The following is a 17,270-nucleotide window of genomic DNA, read 5'->3' as shown; positions in this document are numbered from 1 at the left end:
TCAGGGCATGGCGAGGTAGTTGTCCGTCAGGTACTGGCGGAAGTCCTTCTCGATCCAGGCCGAGCCCGTCGAGTTGGTCGGCTTGAACATGCCGGGGCCCGACGACGCCATCTTCTGGAGCATGTCGGTGCCGTTGGACAACACGCATTCCGCCACGCGATGACCGGCGAACATGGCATTCAGGCGGGCGACCAGCACCAGGGTGCCGATGCCCGAGGCGCCGTCGGTTTCGAACGCCTTCATCACCTTGACGTCCTTGCCGAATTTCCAATGTCCGGACGGGAAGACGTGCTTGATCAGCAGGTTCTTCTTGGCGTAATCGTCCCCCTTGCTCCGGAAGAGCTGGGTGGAGACGAAGGACCAGGGGGTCGAGGACGACACCTGGCCGCGCACGGAGTTGTTGATCCAGTTGGAGACGTTCCAGCACTCGGTGTTGCTGATCACCGCCGCGGCGGCGCGCGCCTTCACGCTGGCGCCGCCGTCGCGCAGGATGGCCGAGCCCCAGGCCGAGGTGGAATTGCAGTGCCAAGCCATCGCGGGACGGCTGGCCAGCGTGAGACCGACCGGCACCACGCCGGCCTGGATGAAACGGCGACGGCGTTGCGAGACGACGGAACCCTTGACCGGGGTCGGGGTGGCCGAAGACTGCGGGGTGGTGTCGCTGCTGTTGTCCATATGCTCAGCTTTCGTGATGCTATGCCGTCCTGATTTCTGCGGACGCTCAAGCGGATCGGCGCTCCCGTCCGACCTGCGATCGCAGTGTTCCATACAAGCCTGCCACCGGATACCCCGCCCGACCCCTTGAACGGGTGGCGTGCGGCGTCCGTCACACGCCAGATAAGTCAGCGCCGGCTTACGCGGAATCCTTTGTTGTTGTTGACGGTGCACCCACATGTCCGGCAATGGTTCCGGCGGCATGAGGCGGCCGGCTCATGCCGGTGACGCCTTCAGGCGACAGCGTGTCCGGCGCGGCGGCCTCCGCCACATCGTCCACCTCGTCCTCGACCAGGAAGCCGCCGCTCTGGTGCGCCCACAGCTTCGCGTACAGGCCGCCCTGGGCCAGCAGCGCCGCGTGGTCGCCCTGCTCGACGATGCGGCCCTGGTCCATCACGATCAGCCGGTCCATCGCCGCGATCGTCGACAGACGGTGCGCGATCGCCACCACGGTCTTGCCTTCCATCAGCCGGTACAGGCTGCGCTGGATCGCGGCCTCGACCTCGGAATCCAGCGCGCTGGTCGCCTCGTCGAGCAGCAGGATGGGCGCGTCCTTGAGCATCACCCGCGCGATCGCGATGCGCTGGCGCTGGCCGCCGGACAGCTTCACCCCGCGCTCGCCGACGTGGGCGTCGTAGCCCTGGCGGCCCTTGGGGTCGCTCAGGCCGTCGATGAAGTCCACCGCCTCGGCGCGCTCGGCGGCGGCGCGCATCTCTTCCTCCGTGGCATCGGGACGGCCGTACATCAGGTTGTCGCGCACCGAGCGGTGCAGCAGGCTGGTGTCCTGGGTCACCATGCCGACCTGGCGTCTCAGGCTGTCCTGGGTGGCGGTGGCGATGTCCTGGCCGTCGATCAGCACCCGGCCCTTGTCCACGTCGTAGAAGCGCAGCAGCAGGTTGACCAGCGTCGACTTGCCCGCGCCCGAACGGCCGACCACGCCGATCTTCTCGCCCGGACGGATGGTCAGGGTCAGGTCGTGCAGCACGGTCTTGCGGCCGCCGTAGCTGAAGTCGACATGCTCGAAGCGCACTTCGCCGCGGGTCACGTCCAGGGGGCGGGCCTCGGCGGCGTCCCGGATCGCGATCGGACGCGCCAGGGTCGTGATGCCGTCCTGCACGGTGCCGATGTTCTCGAACAGGCTGGCCATCTCCCACATGATCCAGTGCGAGATCCCGTTCAGGCGCAGCGCCATCGCGGTCGCGGCGGCGACCGCGCCGATGCCGACCTGGCCCTGCGTCCACAGCCAGACCGTCATGCCGGCGGTCGACGCGATCAGGCCCATCGACAGCGCGTGGTTGACGATCTCGAAGCCGCTGATCAGCCGCATCTGGCGGTAGGCGGTGTTCAGGAAGTCCTGCATCGCGCCCTGGGCGAAACCGGCTTCGCGGTGCGAGTGCGAGAACAGCTTGACCGTGCTGATGTTGGTGTATGCGTCGGTGATGCGGCCCGTCATCAGGCTGCGCGCGTCGGCCTGCGCGGTGGCGGCCTTGCCCAGGCGCGGCACAAAGTAGCTCAAGGCCACGACGTAGCAGGCCAGCCAGCCGAGGAAGGGGATCAGCAGCGTCGCGTCGAAGCTGCCGACGACGCCCAGCATCGTCACGAAGTAGATCGTGATGAAGACCAGGATGTCGGTGACGATCAGCCAGCATTCGCGCACGGCCAGCGCCGTCTGCATCAGCTTGGCGGAAACGCGGCCGGCGAACTCGTCCTGATAGAAGCTCATGCTCTGCGCGAGCAGGTGCCGGTGGAAGTTCCAGCGCAGCCGCATCGGGAAGTTGCTGGACAGGCCCTGGTATTTGCTGAGCGACTGCAGCGCGATCAGCAGCGGGCTGGCGAGCAGGATGCCGAGCAGCATCAGCAGCTTGTCCTGCTGGGTCGCCCACCACTGCGCGGGCGGCACCTGGCTGAGCCAGTCCACGACCGAACCCAGCATGGAGAACAGCAGCGCCTCGAACGCGCCGATGGCCGCGGTCAGGACGATGAGCACCGCCACCAGCCCGCGCATGCCGTGCGAGCCGGCCCAGACGAAGGCGAAGAACCCCTTCGGCGGCTGAGGCGCCGGGGTCTGCGGAAACGGATCGACGAGTTTTTCAAACCAGCCAAACACGGCGGTCTCCCTGTCACTTCTGCGAGACCGGTGAGCCTACAGGAGCCGGGTGTCAGGCGCAGCCCGCCCCCGCGCCGGTGGCGGGTGGGTGGGGTGAACGGGGGGAATCCGCGCGCGGGCGGCCCCCGTTGGGGGAGGCGCCGCCTATTTGGCGGGCAGCGGCAGCAGCACGCCCTGCGCCTGCTTCGGTGCGGGGATGTGCAGCAGGGCCGACAGGGTCGGCGCGAGGTCGACGATCTCGACGCGCTGCTCGATGCGGCCCTGGCCGACCCACGCCGGCCCCCAGGTCAGCAGCGGGACGTGGGTGTCGTTCTCATAGGGGCTGCCGTGGGTGGTGCCCGTCACGCGCGAGCCGAACATCCAGCCCGCCTTCGGCACCACCTGCAGCGGCGCGGCGACGCCCGGATACCAGGAGCGACGGAACTGCTCGAGGTACGGCGTCGCGGTGTCCGTTCCGGCGAGCTGCTCGCGGGTGAAGGCCGTTTGCACGCCGTCGACCTGCACGACCAGCGCCTTGGCGGCGGCATAGACGGTGTCGGCGGCCAGGCCCCTGGCCTTGATCGCCGCCTCGTCGAAGATGAAGCCGCTGCCGGACATGCCGATCACCCAGCGGCCTTCGCCGAACTGCTTCGCGAGCCCGGCGTTGACGAAGCCCACGGCCTGCGTCGGATTGATGCGTCCGGCGTCCCGTCCCTGCGACTTCGCCCACTCGGGGGTGTCGGTGAAGCCGTGGTCGGCGGTCAGCACGGCGACGTAGTTGTCGCGCCCGACCTTGTCGTCGAGATACTTGAACCAGTCCTGCAAGTAGGCATCCAGATGCAGGAAATGGTCGTGCGACAGCCGCGATTCAGGGCCGAACGCGTGGTTGATGTAGTCGTGGCTGGACAGGCTGACGGACAGGAGGTCGGTCTGGTCGTCGCTGCCCAGGCGCTCGCCCTCGACCGCGGCTTTCGCAAAGGCCAGCGTCAGTTCGTCGCCGAACGGGGAGGGCAGGATGTTGCCGTAGAAGCGCGGTCCCGGGCCGTCCATACCGGCGCCCAGCATGGCCGGCAGCCGGTTGCCGTTACCGCTGTTGGCCTGCCAGGGCTGGCCGTCCGGCACGCTGCGGGCGTAGGCCGCTTCCGAAAGCATCGGCGACCAGGTCTTGCCGAAGAACCGGTCGGCCGGCTTGGCCGCGTTGAAGGCGTCCACCCAGGCGGGGTGCTTGTCCATGTAATAGGTGGACGAGGCGAATTCGCCGCTGCCGCCCATGTACATGTAGGCCGTTCCCTTGTGGCCGGCCGGCAGGATCGCGCCGCGGTCCTTGCCCGAGATGCCGATGACCTTCGAATCCGGCTGCAGCGTGCGCAGCACGTCGCCGACGGTCTCGACCTTGTAGTTGTTCGGGCTGGTACCGGCCAGCGGCTCCGTCTTGTTGCCGATGTACTGGTAGCGCGGATCGCCGGTGTTGTACTGCGGGGCGCCGGTCATCGGATCGCGCCATTCGTTGCCGATGATGCTGCTGCGCTGCGGGTAGGCGCCGCTCAGCATGATCGAGTGGCCGGCCGCCGTGACGGTGTAGCCGTGGCCGTAGTACGCATTGGCGAACCAGGCGCCCCGGTCGAGGAAACGCTTGAAGCCGTCCGGCTGGAGCTGGTCGCGGTAGCCCAGCACCTGCCGGATCGGCAGCCCGTCGACGACCATGAAGACGACCAGCTTGGGCGGCTTCTTCGCCGTGAACGCGGACGGCGCGGGGCCAGGTGTTGCCGGAGAGGCGCCGGCGACCGGGGTCGAGGAGGAGGGGGCGTTGGCGCAGGCGGCCAGTGCGGCCAGGACGGGCACCAGCAGCCAGGCGCGACGGGTCAGGGTCATGGCGGATCGGGCTCCGGTCGAAGCCGCTGAAACAAATATGACAGGGGAGTATCCGCCTCGGCCCGCCGGGCCGGCGCGTCCGGCGCGACGTCTGCTCGCTCTGCGCGACGGGGAAACCCTGACGGGCGTCGCTGCCCGGGATGGTCCGGACGGAAAAAAGGCCGGTCACCACACGGCGACCGGCCTATTTCACTTTCTGGTTGGATCGCTTGCGCGCTCCCCTCCTGTTATGGGAGGCGATTCTGCGGGCGGCAGGCAATGGGCATGCCCGGGTTTGCCCGGGGTGAGGCCTTTGAGGTGAGAACTCCTGCGCGGATGGCAGCGCTTTCAGCACAAAGTGATGCGCCGATACGACGATTCACCAAGAGGATTGGCGCTCGAGTCAATGACTCATCCTTGTAGAAGTGCCTCATCCAGGACTTCGATCCAGTGCCGGACCGGGACGTCGCTCCCGCTCTGGAGGTGCTGGATGCAGCCGATGTTGGCCGACACGATGGCCTCGGCGGCCAGGGGCGCCAGCGCGGCCAGCTTGCGATCCCGCAACTGCTTGGCCAGCAGCGGTTGCAGCACGGAATACGTGCCGGCGGAGCCGCAGCAGAGATGGCTCTCGGCGGGGGCGATGGCGATCTCGAACCCGAGTTCGCGCATCAGGCCCTCGACGCCGCCGCGCAACTGCTGGCCGTGCTGGAGCGTGCAGGGCGGGTGGTAGGCGAGCTTGGGTCGCTGCGCGGCCGCACCGGGCGGGGCCAGCCGTGCGCGCAAGGGTTGGACCAGGTCCGGCAGGTACTCGCTGAGGTCGCGGGTCAGTGCGGCGACGCGCGCGGCCTTCTCCGCGTAATCGGGGTCGTGCGCGAGCAGCCGCCCGTAGTCCTTGACCTGCACGCCGCAGCCGGAGGCGTTCATCACGATGGCGTCGACCTCCTCGCTGTGGCCGTCCACCATCGGCCACCAGGCGTCGATGTTGCGCCTGGCGTCGTCCAGGCCGCCGTGGTGGTCGTTCATGTGCGCGCGGATCGCGCCGCAGCAGCCGGCTTCTTCGGCGACCAGCGTCTGCACGCCGGCGGCGTCGAGCACGCGGGCGGTGGCCGCGTTGATGTTGGGCATCATCGCCGGTTGCACGCAGCCGAGCAGCATCAGCACCTTGCGCGGGTGGGGCCGTTGCGGCCACTGGTGCGCGCGCGCGTCGGGCCGGGGCGGGACCTTGTCCTTCAACGCGCCCGGCACGAGCGGACGCAGCGCCTGCCCGAGCCGCAGCGCGGGCTTGAACAGCGGCGACGTCAGGCCTTCCTTGAGCAGCCAGCGCTTGAGGCGTTCCTCGCGCGGACGCTCGACCTTGGCGTCGACGATCTGCCGGCCGATCTCCACGAGCTGGCCGTACTGGACGCCGGAAGGACAGGTGCTTTCGCAGTTGCGGCAGGTGAGGCAGCGGTCCAGGTGCTGCTGCGTGGCCGCGGTCGGCGGTTCGCCTTCCAGCACCTGCTTGATGAGATAGATGCGGCCGCGCGGCCCGTCGAGCTCGTCGCCCAGCAGCTGGTAGGTCGGGCAGGTCGCGGTGCAGAAGCCGCAGTGCACGCAGCGCCGCAGGATGGCCTCGGCGGTGCTGCCTTCTGGGGTGCCTTGGAATTCGGGGGCGAGGTGGGTTTGCATGGTCAGGCTGCCTCGTCGAGTACGCGCGTGCCTGGGAACGTCGCCGAAAGGGCGCGACGCATGACGGAGTCTTCAGCGAAGGCAGCCATCCAGATCGAGAAGCCCCCGCGCGAGGCTGCGGTGCGAAGAATCGCGGCCCGCATGGCGGGCGTATCGTCCTTAGCGAGATCCTCGCGGCTTTGGATGGCCAGCGACCAGGTTTCTAGCCGGTCGTCCCAGCGGTGGTCGGCTTCGGATAGATCCCTTGGCTCACGGGAAAGGCCAACAAGATTCAGCAATGCATGAGCTTGCTCAGCGTGAGGCGCTGGCAAGTCTGCACGAGGGCGGACCCGGCCCGACTCCAAATATTCAAGCGCCCCGAACGTGTCGTGCGTGTCCGGAAACATCACGGCTTCGTTTGCGACGAACCTGGCGCCTTTCACACCGTTGCAGTTGGCGCAGCCGAGAAGGAAGTTATCCCAGACGTATGCCAAGTCCGGGAAATGGACCTTGGGAAGTTTGTGCTCAACGGCGAGGCTTACGCTTACGGATCGCTCGCAGAAGCTGCAGTACCTGCCCAACCGGATCTTCAGGTGAGGCGTGGCCTCTTGATACGGCTCAAGCTGAACGAGCTCTCCGGTGTCGAGCGTGGGATGAGAGCCTTTGTCGACAGAGCGCATCGATCAGATTCCTTTGGCAATGCGCCTTTGGCTCAGCCAGGCCGCAGCTGCTGGATCATCGGCGAAAACGGAGAGGGCCTGATCGAGTCGAGCCTTCAGGTCAGCCTTCGCCTCGGCGGTGGATACCGGCGACTCCATGAGTTCGAGGTACTCCTGCGCCAGTCGTCGCATCTCTAGGAACCGCTGGCTACGCTGCGGTTGATCCACGCCCATGACCTGCTCGGCGATGTCCTCGATGCTGTGATCTGTCGCGGCTGCGCGTTCGCCTGTCGCTGCGTCAATTACGACCCCCCGCGCCAATGCCGATTGGATGAGAAATGGAGAGTGGGACGCAATGACGAATTGGAGTTCTGGAAACGTATCGAGCAAGTTGTCGATGACCGAACGTTGCCATTGGGGATGGAGGTGTAGGTCGAGTTCGTCGATCAAGATCACACCCGGCGTCGCCGCGATGCAACTTTCACCAAGATGAGAGTTGAGCGCTGCAGCACGGACGGCCAGCTCCATGAACACCGTGGCGAGACGCTTTTGTCCATCGCTCAATTCATCAAAGGGTCGCCAACCTTGTCCTTCGTGGAGGACCATCAGCTGGTTATCGCGAACGACATACTTGACATCCAGCGCATGTATCGATGCCAGCACTGTCTGCTTCACGACGCGATAGATCAGCGGCGGTTTCCCTTCTTGAAGGCTTCGGAGTTCGTTGTATTGAAACCATTGGGCCAACGAAGAGATGTTTACGCTTTCCTGAGCAAAACGCTGCCAAATGTCCTGTTTGGAGTCGAAAGGCTTCTGCACCGCTCCGGGGCTTGGATTTCCAGTTGATCCCTGAGGACCGAATCTTGCAAATAGGGGAATCGCAGTCGCGTTGGAAGAACTGAACCAGCGACGAATTGACTCGTACATGTCAACCGGCGGCACTAGCTGTAACGGGTCATCGCGAGACTCGGTCCGGAACTGAGATGAGCCGTCTTCGTACTCGATGATGAGCGAGTAGAGGCTGTCCAAGACGTCCACATCCAACTGAACAGATGACGGGAAGACGCCGGACCGCCATGCCTCGTCGGATGGATCAACCATGTTGATGCGCCGAACATCCGACCTGGGATTTCGAAGTCCCGGACTTCCCACGAAATCGCCCAACAGCCCTTCACAGGCGAGGAAGATCGCGCGGAGCAACGAACTCTTACCGGCGCCATTTTCCCCCATTAGCAGCGTCAGTCGGGGATCGAAGGCGCAATCAAAACGCTCGAATCGCCGGAAGTTTCGGATTGAAATGGATTGAATTCGCATGGATGAACTAGGCTCGATCTGCCGGAATCTATAGATCAGAGTAGAGACGCCCCGGATTGAAGATCCCCGCCGGATCGAACTGCCGCTTCAGTTCCTTGTGGATGCGCGTCAGCTGCGGTCCGAGCGGCGAGAAGGTGCCGGCCGATTTGTCGCTCGCATAGAACATCGTCGCGTGCCCGCCCGCCGCGGCCACCACGTCGCGGACCTGCGCGGGCGCCATCGGCGTCACGACCCAGCGCTGCGCGCCGCCCCACTCCACGAGCTGCTCGCCGTGCAGCGGCATCGCGGGCGTCGTCGACGGCACGGCGATGCGCCACAGCGTCGCGCCGCCCTGGACCGCGCGGCGCGCGCCGAGGAAGAACTCGTCGCACTGGTCGCGCAGCCCCCGCCAGAACGGCGCGGCCATCGGCTCGGGAATCACCGAACCGCCGAGCTTGTGGATCGCCGCGCGTACCGCCGCCTCGGTGCCGGACAGCCGCACCACCAGCGCGCCGTCCCACCAGGCGCTGGCCGAGATCGGCAGCGGCTGCCCGCCCCAGCGGTTCATCCGCAGCAGCGCCTTGTCCTGCGAGGCTTCGAAGCGCAGCGTCGCCGTCGCGACCGGCTGCGGCAGCACCTTCAGCGTGACCTGTGCGATCAGCCCGAGCACGCCCATCGATCCGGCCATCAGCCGCGACACGTCGTAGCCGGCGACGTTCTTCATCACCGTGCCACCGAAGTGCAGCAGCTCTCCCTTCGCGTCGAGCATCGTCAGACCGAGCACGTGATCGCGCACCGCGCCGGCGGTCGCGCGCGCCGGGCCGGACAGCCCGCTCGCGACCATGCCGCCGATCGTGCCCGTGCCGCCCGAGGCCGCACCCACGAAACGCGGCGGCTCGAAGGCCAGGTGTTGCCCGTGCTGCGCGAGCAGCGCTTCCACGTCCGCCACCGGCGTGCCGGCCGCCGCGGTCACATAGAGCTCGCTCGGCTCATAGGCCATCACGCCGTTGAGCGACAACGTCGACACCGGCTCGGCGTCGCCCAGCGGGCCACCGTAGAAGTCCTTGCTGCCGTGACCGGTCAGCCGCACCGGCCGGCCTTCCTGGAAGCGCGCCGCCATCGCCTCCAAGGTCGCCATCAATTGCGTCGAGGGGACGAAGCCGCCGACCGGCTCCGGGTCCGCCGCCGCGGCCCCTGCTGCTTGCACTGCCATCAGAATCGCTCCAGTTCCGGGAATGAAAGTGCGCCGCGCTTCACATGCATGCGGCCGTATTCGGCGCAGCGCTGCAGCGTCGGGATCACCTTGCCGGGGTTCAGCAACCCCTTGGGATCGAAGGCCCGCTTCAGGGCCAGCATGCGTTCGCGCTCCTGCGGCGAGAACTGCACGCACATGCTGTTGAGTTTCTCCACGCCGACGCCGTGCTCCCCGGTCACCGTGCCGCCCATCGCGACGCTGGTCTCGAGGATGTCCGCGCCGAAGCGCTCGCAGCGATGCAGCTGGTCGGGATCGTTCGCATCGAACAGGATCAGCGGATGCAGGTTGCCGTCGCCGGCGTGGAAGACGTTGGCGCAGCGCAGGTCGTACTTGCGTTCCATCTCCTGGATCGCCAGCAGGATGTCAGCCAGGCGCTTGCGCGGGATGGTCGAGTCCATGCACATGTAGTCCGGGCTGATGCGCCCCGACGCCGGGAAGGCGTTCTTTCGGCCGCTCCAGAAGCGCAGCCGCTGAGCCTCGGTCTCGCTGACCTCCAGCCGCGTGGCGCCGCTGGCCTGCAGCACCGCGCTCATGCGGGCGATCTCCTCCTCGACCTCCTCGGGCGTGCCGTCGCTCTCGCACAGCAGGATCGCCTCGGCGTCGAGGTCGTAGCCGGCATGGACGAAGTCCTCGACCGCCGCGGTCATGGGCTTGTCCATCATCTCCAGGCCGGCGGGAATGATGCCCGCCGCGATGATCGCGGCCACCGCGTCGCCGGCGCGGCGCAGGTCGTCGAAGCTGGCCATGATGCAGCGCGCCAGTTGCGGCTTGGGCGTCAGCTTGACGACCACCTCCGTCACCACCGCCAGCATGCCCTCGCTGCCGATCACGACGCTCAGCAGATCCAGGCCGGCGGTGTCCAGGGCCTCGGAACCGAACTCCACCGGCTCGCCCTCGACCGTGAAACCGCGCACCTTGAGCACGTTGTGCAGCGTCAGGCCGTACTTCAGGCAATGCACGCCGCCGGAGTTCTCCGCGACGTTGCCGCCTATCGTGCAGGCGATCTGGCTGCTCGGGTCCGGCGCGTAGTACAGGCCGTGCGCGGCCGCCGCTTCCGAGATCGCCAGGTTGCGCACGCCACACTGGACCCGGGCGGTGCGCGCCAGCGGATCGATGGCCACGATGCGGTTGAACTTGGCCAGCGCCAGCGTCAGGCCTTCGGCGTGCGGCATCGCGCCGCCGGACAGACCGGTGCCGGCGCCGCGCGCCACCACCGGCACGTCCAGCGCATGGCAGGCCTTCAGCACGCCGGCGACCTGGGCTTCGGTCTCGGGGAGCGCCACGGCCAGCGGGCGCTCGCGGTAGGCGGTCAGGCCGTCGCACTCGTAGGGGCGCGTCTGTTCGTCCTGCCACAGCAGCGCGTGCGCGGGCAACTCGGCCCGCAGGGCCTGGACCAGCTGCGCGCGGCGCCCGGCACGGAAACCGGCCAGCTCGGCGGCCTGGCCGCCGGGCGGCTCATGGGTGGAAGGAAGGACGGCGGTCATGGCGTCGAACTGTAGCCCCGCGCGCTGACCGCGGACTGAACCCGCATTCCCCCTCGGCGGGAGCCCGTCAGCGGGAACCCGGCAGCGGCCACCACAAGGCCTTGCGATCCAGCGGCGTCTGCGCCGGCAGCAGCGGGTTGCGCAGCCGCAGCACGCGGCGCTGGTCGATGCGGTGGCGCTGCAGCAGATCGCCGAAGATCTGCCGCGACAGCCGCTCGAAGGTGCCGTCGGCCACGAGCGCGTTCATGCCGCGCGTCAGGTCCGCGGCGAGCCGCGGACGGCCCGGTCGGACGAACATGTAGAGCGCCGCGGGATAGTGCAACAGCAGGTAAGGGTCGATGACGAGGTTCTGCTCGGCGAAGCTGGCGAGCTCCGAATCGACCTCGAAGATCGAGCGCGGGAAGTAGTCGAAGCGGCCCTGCGACAGCATCTGGAACAGGCCCTGGTAATGCGTGCTGACCTGCACCGGCAGGCCGTTGGCGCGCAGCACGGCGGTGTCTGGCCAATCGTGCATCTGTCCGGCGGTCAACCGGGCCAGGTCTTGCAGGTCGCGAATGTCGCGCAGGCGCTCGCGATCGGCGGCGCGGGTCAGGCACAGGCGCCAGCCGATCAGCCCCCGGTCCAGCGGCACGCGGATCGGCAGCAGGGTCTTCTCGCGCAGCGGATCGGTCATCGTCCAGAACACGTCGATGCCGGGATCGTTGCTCGCCATCTCCAGCAGCGCGCGGCTCTGGACCATCTCCGACTGCGTCTGGATCAGCGCGTAGCGGGTGCCGCTGCGCTGGAGCGCGGCGTGCAGCAGGCTGATGAAGTAGTCGACCTGCTTGTCCTGCTGGGGGAGATGGCGCGGATAGATGACGGTGGTCGGTTCCGGCGGCGTCGAGGCCGGCGAGCCGCTGGACGCCGGCCGGGCCGCCGCCGCGGCGCCCGGCAGCAGGGCGAGCGCGGGCAGGGCGGTGCAGAGGGTCGAGGCCGCGGCAGCCTGCAGCAGGTCGCGGCGGCCGGCCATCAGGCGTCCAGGAAGACCGTCAGCACGCCGGTGTAGCCGTGCAGCCGCGCGTGGGCGATCTCCCCGTTGGCGAAGAATCCGGCCAGCGGCACTTCGCCCAGCGCATGCTGGACCCACTGCAGCTCCGCCGACGGCGAGCCGAAGTGCGGGCCGCCCCGCCCCGTGCAGCTGAAGTACAGGGCTCCGGCCATGCGCGCGCCGCGTTCCTCCGCCTCGGCGCGGATCTCGGTGCAGATGCGGACCAGGTCGCGTCGGGCGGCGTCGGGGTGACGTTCGCAGAAGCTCAGCAGTTCGCCTTCGCGCATCTGCTCGGCGACCGCGATGCCGCGCCGGCCGGGGTCCAGCCCGACGAGATGCCGGACGCGGACTTCGGCGCCGTACTCGCGCCGGGCGCCGGGCTCGTCGCTGAGGCCGACCAGCGTGCGCCGGAACAGCGGCATGGCCTGACGCAGCGAACCGGACTCGCCGGTGTATGCCGGCAGCTTCAGGTCCTCGAGCAGCGCGTCCAGCGCGGGCTGCCCGTCGAGTCCGGTGACCAGCGGCCCGTCGCAGGCGGTGACGCGGCGTTCGCGGCCGAGCGGCTGGCAGCCCTGGCTGACGCGCGAGATCCAGCGCACGTCCGGCCCGAGCGCCAGGCCCGACAGGCCGCCCGCGAAGATGCCGTCCGCGACCTGCACCGCGTTGTCGCCGCCGCTGACCAGTCCGCCGAAGAGGTAGCCGCTGCTGCAGCGCTGGGAGAGCTCGCTGATCAACTCCTGCAGGTCGGGCGTGCCGCCGTCGGCGTGCAGCAGCAGGCTGCGGGATTCGCAGTCCGGCGTCAGCGGCCGCAGTCCGGAGAAGACCCGCCACTGGTCCGCGGGCAGGTCGCAGAGCATGACCACCAGCGCCGGTTCGTCGAAGTATTCGACGCCGCTGGCGCTGACCGCGAGCGCGGAGGCACCGACCCAGCCGCAACCCGGCCAGCGCTCGCGGACCTCGTCCAGCAGCGCCTGCGCGTGCGGCACGTAGGGATGCGTCAGGTAGAGGAAACCCAGCGTCGGCGTCATGCCGGCGCGCTGTCCCTCCAACTGGGCGCCGACGAGGGCCAACGCCATGTGGGGATCGGGATGGGTGGCGTGCGCCTGGAGAAAGCGAGGCATGAACGGCCCTCGGGAGGCTGGTGGGCTCAGGGCGCCTTGCGTTTGGCGGCGGGTTTGGTCGCCGGTCTGGCGGCGGTCTTGCGCGCGGGCGCCGCCTTCCTGGCGGCCCCCTGGGTCGCGGCTTTCGCCGCAGGCCTGGCGGGTGCCTCGGGCGCGGGCTTGGCGGCTGAGGCTGCCGCCGCGGTCTGGGCCGTCTTCATCGCCTGGGACGCGACCTGCGTGAACTGCTGCGTCAGTGCGTTCCACCATTGCATCGGGTCCGCACCCGCGGTTCTCGAGCCGGCGGCGTCGCCGGACTTCGCGTCGGGCTTCGCGTCCGATGCCGCATCGGCCTTCGTTCCGGGCTCCGCTTCGGCGACCGCCGCGGGCTTCGCGGCAGGCGCCGTCGGCGGCACCGGCGGTGTCTTCAGCACATCCTTCAGGTCCGCCATCGGCACGTTCATCGCGTGCAGCGTCGACAAGGTCATCCGCTGCACTTCCAGCGCCTGGATGGTCGCGGTGAGCATGCGGGCGTTGTTCTCCAGCCAGAACTGCACGGTGCGCAGCTCGCTGATCCGCTTGTCGAGCTCCTCCGGATCCAGCGTCGGCGCGACCCATTGGTTGAAGCCGGGGATCGCCGAGCCGGCGTTCTTCATCAGGCCCTGCAGGAAGTCGAAGCCCGGAACGAATTTGCTGAAGTCGGTGTCCGCCATGGTGTCTCCTCGCCGCCGTTCTCACCGGGGTTCCGCGTGCGCGACGGGAAGACCGGGGGCGGTCGTGCACCCGATCCTACGTCCTGGCGGCGACCGTCCGGTGTCGGGAAGGGCGCTGGGCGCGTCAGGTCGGAATGTGGTTCAGGTCGGCCCAGCCCGTCCACAGGATCTGGATGCCGATGCACAGCAGCACGAAGGCCATCAGCCGCATCATCACCAGCGTGCCGACCTCGCCCATCTTCATCAGCAGCCGGCCGCCGTTGCGGTAGACCAGGTAGACCACGGCGGCGGTGAAGGCCGCGCCGATGGCGGCCACGCTCGCGCCCATCACGTAGGGCACCGGCGATCGGGGGATCTGGGCGCCCAGCGCGATCGCCGCGGCGATGCTGCCCGGGCCGGTGGTCAGCGGGAAGGTGATCGGGAAGAAGCTGCGGCGGACGATCTCGGCCTCGGTGATGTCGCCGGGCGAGGCGTGCACGACGGCGGTCTGGACGTCGTCGGTCTCGTTGCGCGTCAGCATCACCCAGGCGCTGTAGGACACCAGCAGGCCGCCGCCGACGCGCACCACCGGCAGCGAGATGCCGAACAGGTCCAGCACATAGGTGCCCACCAGCAGCGACACCATGATCACGACCCAGCCGTTGATGGCGACCTGGCGTGCCAGGCGCTTGAGGACCTTGTCGTCGCCGCCGGCCGCGCCGATGACGATCGGGGCCACGCCCACCGGATTGATGATGGGCAGCAGCGTCAGCGGCACCAGGAAGAGCGATTGGAGGAAGGACGGCAGGGGGTCCAAGATGGGGACTCCAGGGAAAAGTCAGGGGGAAGCCTGGGGAAGACGAGGGCCGGAACGGCGCGCGGCCCAGTGTGCCGCAACTGGGTCACCGCGATCCGGTCCGCGGCATCAGGGTTACCTCGAAGCCCTGGTCCTTCAGCAGCGCCGGGATCGCGCGCGGTCCGGTCATGTGCATCGCGCCCACCGCCACCAGCAGCGACTGGCCGCGCTGGTGCAACTCGGAGATCCGACGGGCGAGCTCGGGATTGCGCCCGTCGTTGATGCGCTGCAGCGCGGCGCGGTCGGCGGCGTCGGTGACGCAGTCGCACCACTCGGCGTAGCGGTTCAGCCGGACGAGGTCGCCGCGGTCGTAGACCCCCACCATGGTGTCCAGCGTGCGCAGCAGTGATTTCGGACGTTCGAGCTGCTGCAGGTTGGCGCGCAGTTCATGGCGTGCGGCGTCGGCGTCGGCGGGCAGCAAGGCCTCGAGCTGGCCCTGCAGCGTCTCCAGCGCCAGGACCGGCAGACCGCGGTCGCGGGCCCACTGGCTCAGCAGCATCTCCTGGCCGTAGCGCACGTCCAGCCCCAGCGTGCGCGCCCGCAGCAGCATGTAGGTGCTGGTCTGCAGCAGCGGGTGCATCGCCGCGAGCGCCTGCGGTTCCAGGCAGACCGCGGCGGCCTGCGCGTCCAGGCGCCGGCGCAGCGAGGCGTCCAGCGGCAGGTCGGGCATGGGCGGCATCTTCCAGGCGTCGCGGTCCAGCGGATCGAGTTCCAGCGCGACCGCGTCGACCTCGTCGAGCGCCTTGCGCAGTCGCGGTCCCGGGGTGGCCCAACCGGGTTTGCCCACGTGCAGGCTGGCGTAGAGGTAGGAGGTCCGTCCGTCGCGCTTGAGCGTCCACATCAGGCCGCGGTCCTTGGCCTGCGCGGCGAGGCGGTCGGCGGGCAGCGGCGCGGGCTCGGGCGGACAGGACGGCTTGGACGGCGCCGCCAGCGCGTCGCCGCCCAGCACCGCGAGGAGGGCGAGCGTGCCGGCGGCGAGCGCGCGCGAAACGCGCCTCAGAAAGGTCGACGGGGACGGATGCAGCATGGACGGGACGATGCCATAGAACCGGCGTCGTCAAAGGCAAGCGCAGCACCTGCCGAAGAGGGACGCACCGTCGGCACCCCTGGACGGGGCGCGGCTGCACGATCCTGGCGCAGCGAAGGGGCAGGGCACGCCCCGGATCGGCGGGCGGGCCGCCGGGGATCAATGCATGATCACGGGCTGCTGGCCCAGGTCGGCGTACTGCGCGATGAAGGCGTCGAGGTCGTCGACGTCAGGCCCCTGTTCGATGAGCGCTTCCACGCCTTCCTGGAAGGCCTGGGCGAGGGCGCCTTCGATGAAGATCTCCTTGCGGGTGAACTTGTCGACGATCTCGAACCCGTCCCGCTGCAACGAGGGCAGGTTGGTGTGATCCACCTGGGCGGCGTGCGCGGCGTCGCCGGCGGACGGAGCGACCGGAACATCGAACTGGACGACGATGTAGCTCGGTGAGTCGTAGAGCATGTGCATGAAGGACTCCTTGGTTGGAGGAGTTATGGCCTGTTGCGACAGATTCAAGACCCGTCGCTCCCAACCAGGCCATGACCCATGGTGGCAGAACTTGCGGAACACGCTGACCGTGTCCCAAGCATTTGTGGTGCCAACCGCACAAGGTTTCACGGATCAACGAACCGTAACGCGCACATCGGGGGTCGAGGTCGGACGGACATGTGCGCGGCTGACAGGCTCACTCCAGCAAGCGGAGCGCCCACTGTTCGTCGTCGTCCAGGCTGAAGCGCAGATCGACCGGCAGGAAACCGCGCCGGCCGTCCAGCCAGGCGGACCATTGCAGCGCCGGTCGACCGGCGCCGCGCGCCAGGTCGCGCCGCAGCAGCCAACGGTCGCCGTCGCGCGCCGCCACCTCGAAATCCCAGTCGTTGACGCCCGTCGGACCGGCCACCGGCACTCGCAGTCGTTGACCGAGATGGGGCGCCGGTTCCGCCGCCATCATCGCGGCGAGCTGCAGCCACCAGGACAGGCGATCCTGAGTGCCCGCCGACATCGGAAAGGCACGCGCGCCTACAAGCAGCACCGGTCGAGCGGACGCGCGGTCGAAGATCAGCAACTCGCGTTCGCGTCCCTGGCGTGTCACGCGATGACGTTCGGGTTGCAAACCCTGCGCGCCCACACGGCCCTCGCTGTGCCAGACCGGCAGTTCGCGATCACCCGCGCGGCGTTCAAGCGTGATGTCGAAGCGGCTGGCGTCGATGCGGTAACTCAACGCTGCCTCGCCCGGTTGGCCGTCGATGATGAAGGCATAGGCCAGCGTGCCCGCGCCGTGCAGCGGCAACGCGAGCCATGCGGGCACGGGTCGGGTGTCCGGCGTGCGGACGGGCGTCGCGCGTCGCGAGGGGGGTGGAACGGCGGGATGGGCGGCGGGGCGAACCTCCGGCGTCGCGACAGGTTCGGGCGCCGGCGGAAGGGGCCTGTCGATGAGGCGCGTCGTCACGGCCGGGCTGTCGATCGCCCGCGGCAGGGACCGGCGCGACAACGCGCCGAGGGCGCACGCATGCAGCACCACGGCCCCCGCGAGCGCCGCCGCGAAGGCGATCCGCTCCTGAGGTGAAAATGCCACCACCGATCG

The 17,270-nt window shown here is 68.6% G+C and carries 15 protein-coding genes; all 15 read right to left on the bottom strand.

The genetic code is table 11. The features are described from left to right. Nucleotides 1-675 (bottom strand): hypothetical protein, encoded by a 675-nt coding sequence (locus PV762_RS13100; protein ID WP_421035449.1) that lies wholly within the window; start codon nucleotides 673-675, stop codon nucleotides 1-3. A gap of 178 nt (nucleotides 676-853) precedes the next feature. Further along, nucleotides 854-2,821: an ABC transporter ATP-binding protein gene (locus PV762_RS13095; RefSeq protein WP_421035448.1), complete on the bottom strand. Its 1,968-nt coding sequence runs from the start codon at nucleotides 2,819-2,821 to the stop codon at nucleotides 854-856. A 144-nt stretch (nucleotides 2,822-2,965) separates the two neighbouring features. Beyond that, a complete protein-coding gene (locus PV762_RS13090; protein WP_421035447.1) occupies nucleotides 2,966-4,672 on the bottom strand; it encodes an alkaline phosphatase family protein in 1,707 nt (568 codons plus the stop codon). Nucleotides 4,673-5,062: 390 nt separating this feature from the next. Beyond that, nucleotides 5,063-6,319, bottom strand: coding sequence for a glycolate oxidase subunit GlcF (glcF, locus tag PV762_RS13085; RefSeq protein WP_421035446.1), 1,257 nt, complete (start codon nucleotides 6,317-6,319; stop codon nucleotides 5,063-5,065). Between the two features lie 2 nt (nucleotides 6,320-6,321). Then, on the bottom strand, nucleotides 6,322-6,978 hold the full coding sequence (locus PV762_RS13080) for an HNH endonuclease (RefSeq protein ID WP_421035445.1): 657 nt from the start codon (nucleotides 6,976-6,978) through the stop codon (nucleotides 6,322-6,324). Between the two features lie 3 nt (nucleotides 6,979-6,981). After that, nucleotides 6,982-8,271, bottom strand: a complete 1,290-nt coding sequence (locus tag PV762_RS13075; protein WP_421035444.1) for an AAA family ATPase — start codon at nucleotides 8,269-8,271, stop codon at nucleotides 6,982-6,984. A gap of 28 nt (nucleotides 8,272-8,299) precedes the next feature. Next, on the bottom strand, nucleotides 8,300-9,388 hold the full coding sequence (glcE, locus tag PV762_RS13070; protein WP_421035647.1) for a glycolate oxidase subunit GlcE: 1,089 nt from the start codon (nucleotides 9,386-9,388) through the stop codon (nucleotides 8,300-8,302). 74 nt (nucleotides 9,389-9,462) lie between these two features. Next, nucleotides 9,463-10,989, bottom strand: coding sequence for an FAD-linked oxidase C-terminal domain-containing protein (locus tag PV762_RS13065; RefSeq protein ID WP_421035443.1), 1,527 nt, complete (start codon nucleotides 10,987-10,989; stop codon nucleotides 9,463-9,465). 67 nt (nucleotides 10,990-11,056) lie between these two features. Then, nucleotides 11,057-11,998 (bottom strand): substrate-binding periplasmic protein, encoded by a 942-nt coding sequence (locus PV762_RS13060; RefSeq protein ID WP_421035442.1) that lies wholly within the window; start codon nucleotides 11,996-11,998, stop codon nucleotides 11,057-11,059. Then, nucleotides 11,998-13,137, bottom strand: a complete 1,140-nt coding sequence (locus PV762_RS13055) for an FIST signal transduction protein (RefSeq protein ID WP_421035441.1) — start codon at nucleotides 13,135-13,137, stop codon at nucleotides 11,998-12,000. Before PV762_RS13055 ends, PV762_RS13060 begins: the two co-directional genes overlap by 1 nt. 26 nt (nucleotides 13,138-13,163) lie before the next feature. After that, nucleotides 13,164-13,829 (bottom strand): PhaM family polyhydroxyalkanoate granule multifunctional regulatory protein, encoded by a 666-nt coding sequence (locus PV762_RS13050; RefSeq protein WP_421035440.1) that lies wholly within the window; start codon nucleotides 13,827-13,829, stop codon nucleotides 13,164-13,166. Nucleotides 13,830-13,953: 124 nt separating this feature from the next. Beyond that, a complete protein-coding gene (locus PV762_RS13045; RefSeq protein ID WP_421035439.1) occupies nucleotides 13,954-14,625 on the bottom strand; it encodes a MarC family protein in 672 nt (223 codons plus the stop codon). 85 nt (nucleotides 14,626-14,710) lie between these two features. Further along, nucleotides 14,711-15,691, bottom strand: a complete 981-nt coding sequence (locus PV762_RS13040; RefSeq protein WP_421035438.1) for a TraB/GumN family protein — start codon at nucleotides 15,689-15,691, stop codon at nucleotides 14,711-14,713. 159 nt (nucleotides 15,692-15,850) lie between these two features. Continuing rightward, nucleotides 15,851-16,156 carry a DUF3567 domain-containing protein gene (locus PV762_RS13035; protein WP_421035437.1) on the bottom strand — a complete coding sequence of 102 codons (306 nt, stop codon included), beginning with the start codon at nucleotides 16,154-16,156 and terminating at the stop codon, nucleotides 15,851-15,853. A 217-nt stretch (nucleotides 16,157-16,373) separates the two neighbouring features. Then, entirely contained in the window at nucleotides 16,374-17,261 is an 888-nt protein-coding gene (locus PV762_RS13030) for a hypothetical protein (RefSeq protein WP_421035436.1), read from the bottom strand. Nucleotides 17,262-17,270: the final 9 nt, after the last annotated feature.

The sequence above is a fragment of the Mitsuaria sp. CC2 genome (assembly GCF_048957715.1).
GTDB lineage: Bacteria > Pseudomonadota > Gammaproteobacteria > Burkholderiales > Burkholderiaceae_C > Roseateles.
The sequence above is the reverse complement of the archived record's forward strand: the minus strand, read 5'-3'. Positions and strand labels throughout refer to the sequence as shown.

Excerpts from the sequence above, each read along its gene's own strand:
- PV762_RS13100 (WP_421035449.1), bottom strand. The coding sequence starts at position 675 with ATGGACAACAGCAGCGACACCACCCCGCAGTCTTCGGCCACCCCGACC.
- PV762_RS13090 (WP_421035447.1), bottom strand. The coding sequence starts at position 4,672 with ATGACCCTGACCCGTCGCGCCTGGCTGCTGGTGCCCGTCCTGGCCGCA.
- glcF (WP_421035446.1), bottom strand. The coding sequence starts at position 6,319 with ATGCAAACCCACCTCGCCCCCGAATTCCAAGGCACCCCAGAAGGCAGC.
- PV762_RS13080 (WP_421035445.1), bottom strand. The coding sequence starts at position 6,978 with ATGCGCTCTGTCGACAAAGGCTCTCATCCCACGCTCGACACCGGAGAG.
- PV762_RS13075 (WP_421035444.1), bottom strand. The coding sequence starts at position 8,271 with ATGCGAATTCAATCCATTTCAATCCGAAACTTCCGGCGATTCGAGCGT.
- glcE (WP_421035647.1), bottom strand. The coding sequence starts at position 9,388 with ATGGCGACCTTGGAGGCGATGGCGGCGCGCTTCCAGGAAGGCCGGCCG.
- PV762_RS13065 (WP_421035443.1), bottom strand. The coding sequence starts at position 10,989 with ATGACCGCCGTCCTTCCTTCCACCCATGAGCCGCCCGGCGGCCAGGCC.
- PV762_RS13060 (WP_421035442.1), bottom strand. The coding sequence starts at position 11,998 with ATGGCCGGCCGCCGCGACCTGCTGCAGGCTGCCGCGGCCTCGACCCTC.
- PV762_RS13055 (WP_421035441.1), bottom strand. The coding sequence starts at position 13,137 with ATGCCTCGCTTTCTCCAGGCGCACGCCACCCATCCCGATCCCCACATG.
- PV762_RS13050 (WP_421035440.1), bottom strand. The coding sequence starts at position 13,829 with ATGGCGGACACCGACTTCAGCAAATTCGTTCCGGGCTTCGACTTCCTG.
- PV762_RS13040 (WP_421035438.1), bottom strand. The coding sequence starts at position 15,691 with ATGCTGCATCCGTCCCCGTCGACCTTTCTGAGGCGCGTTTCGCGCGCG.
- PV762_RS13035 (WP_421035437.1), bottom strand. The coding sequence starts at position 16,156 with ATGCACATGCTCTACGACTCACCGAGCTACATCGTCGTCCAGTTCGAT.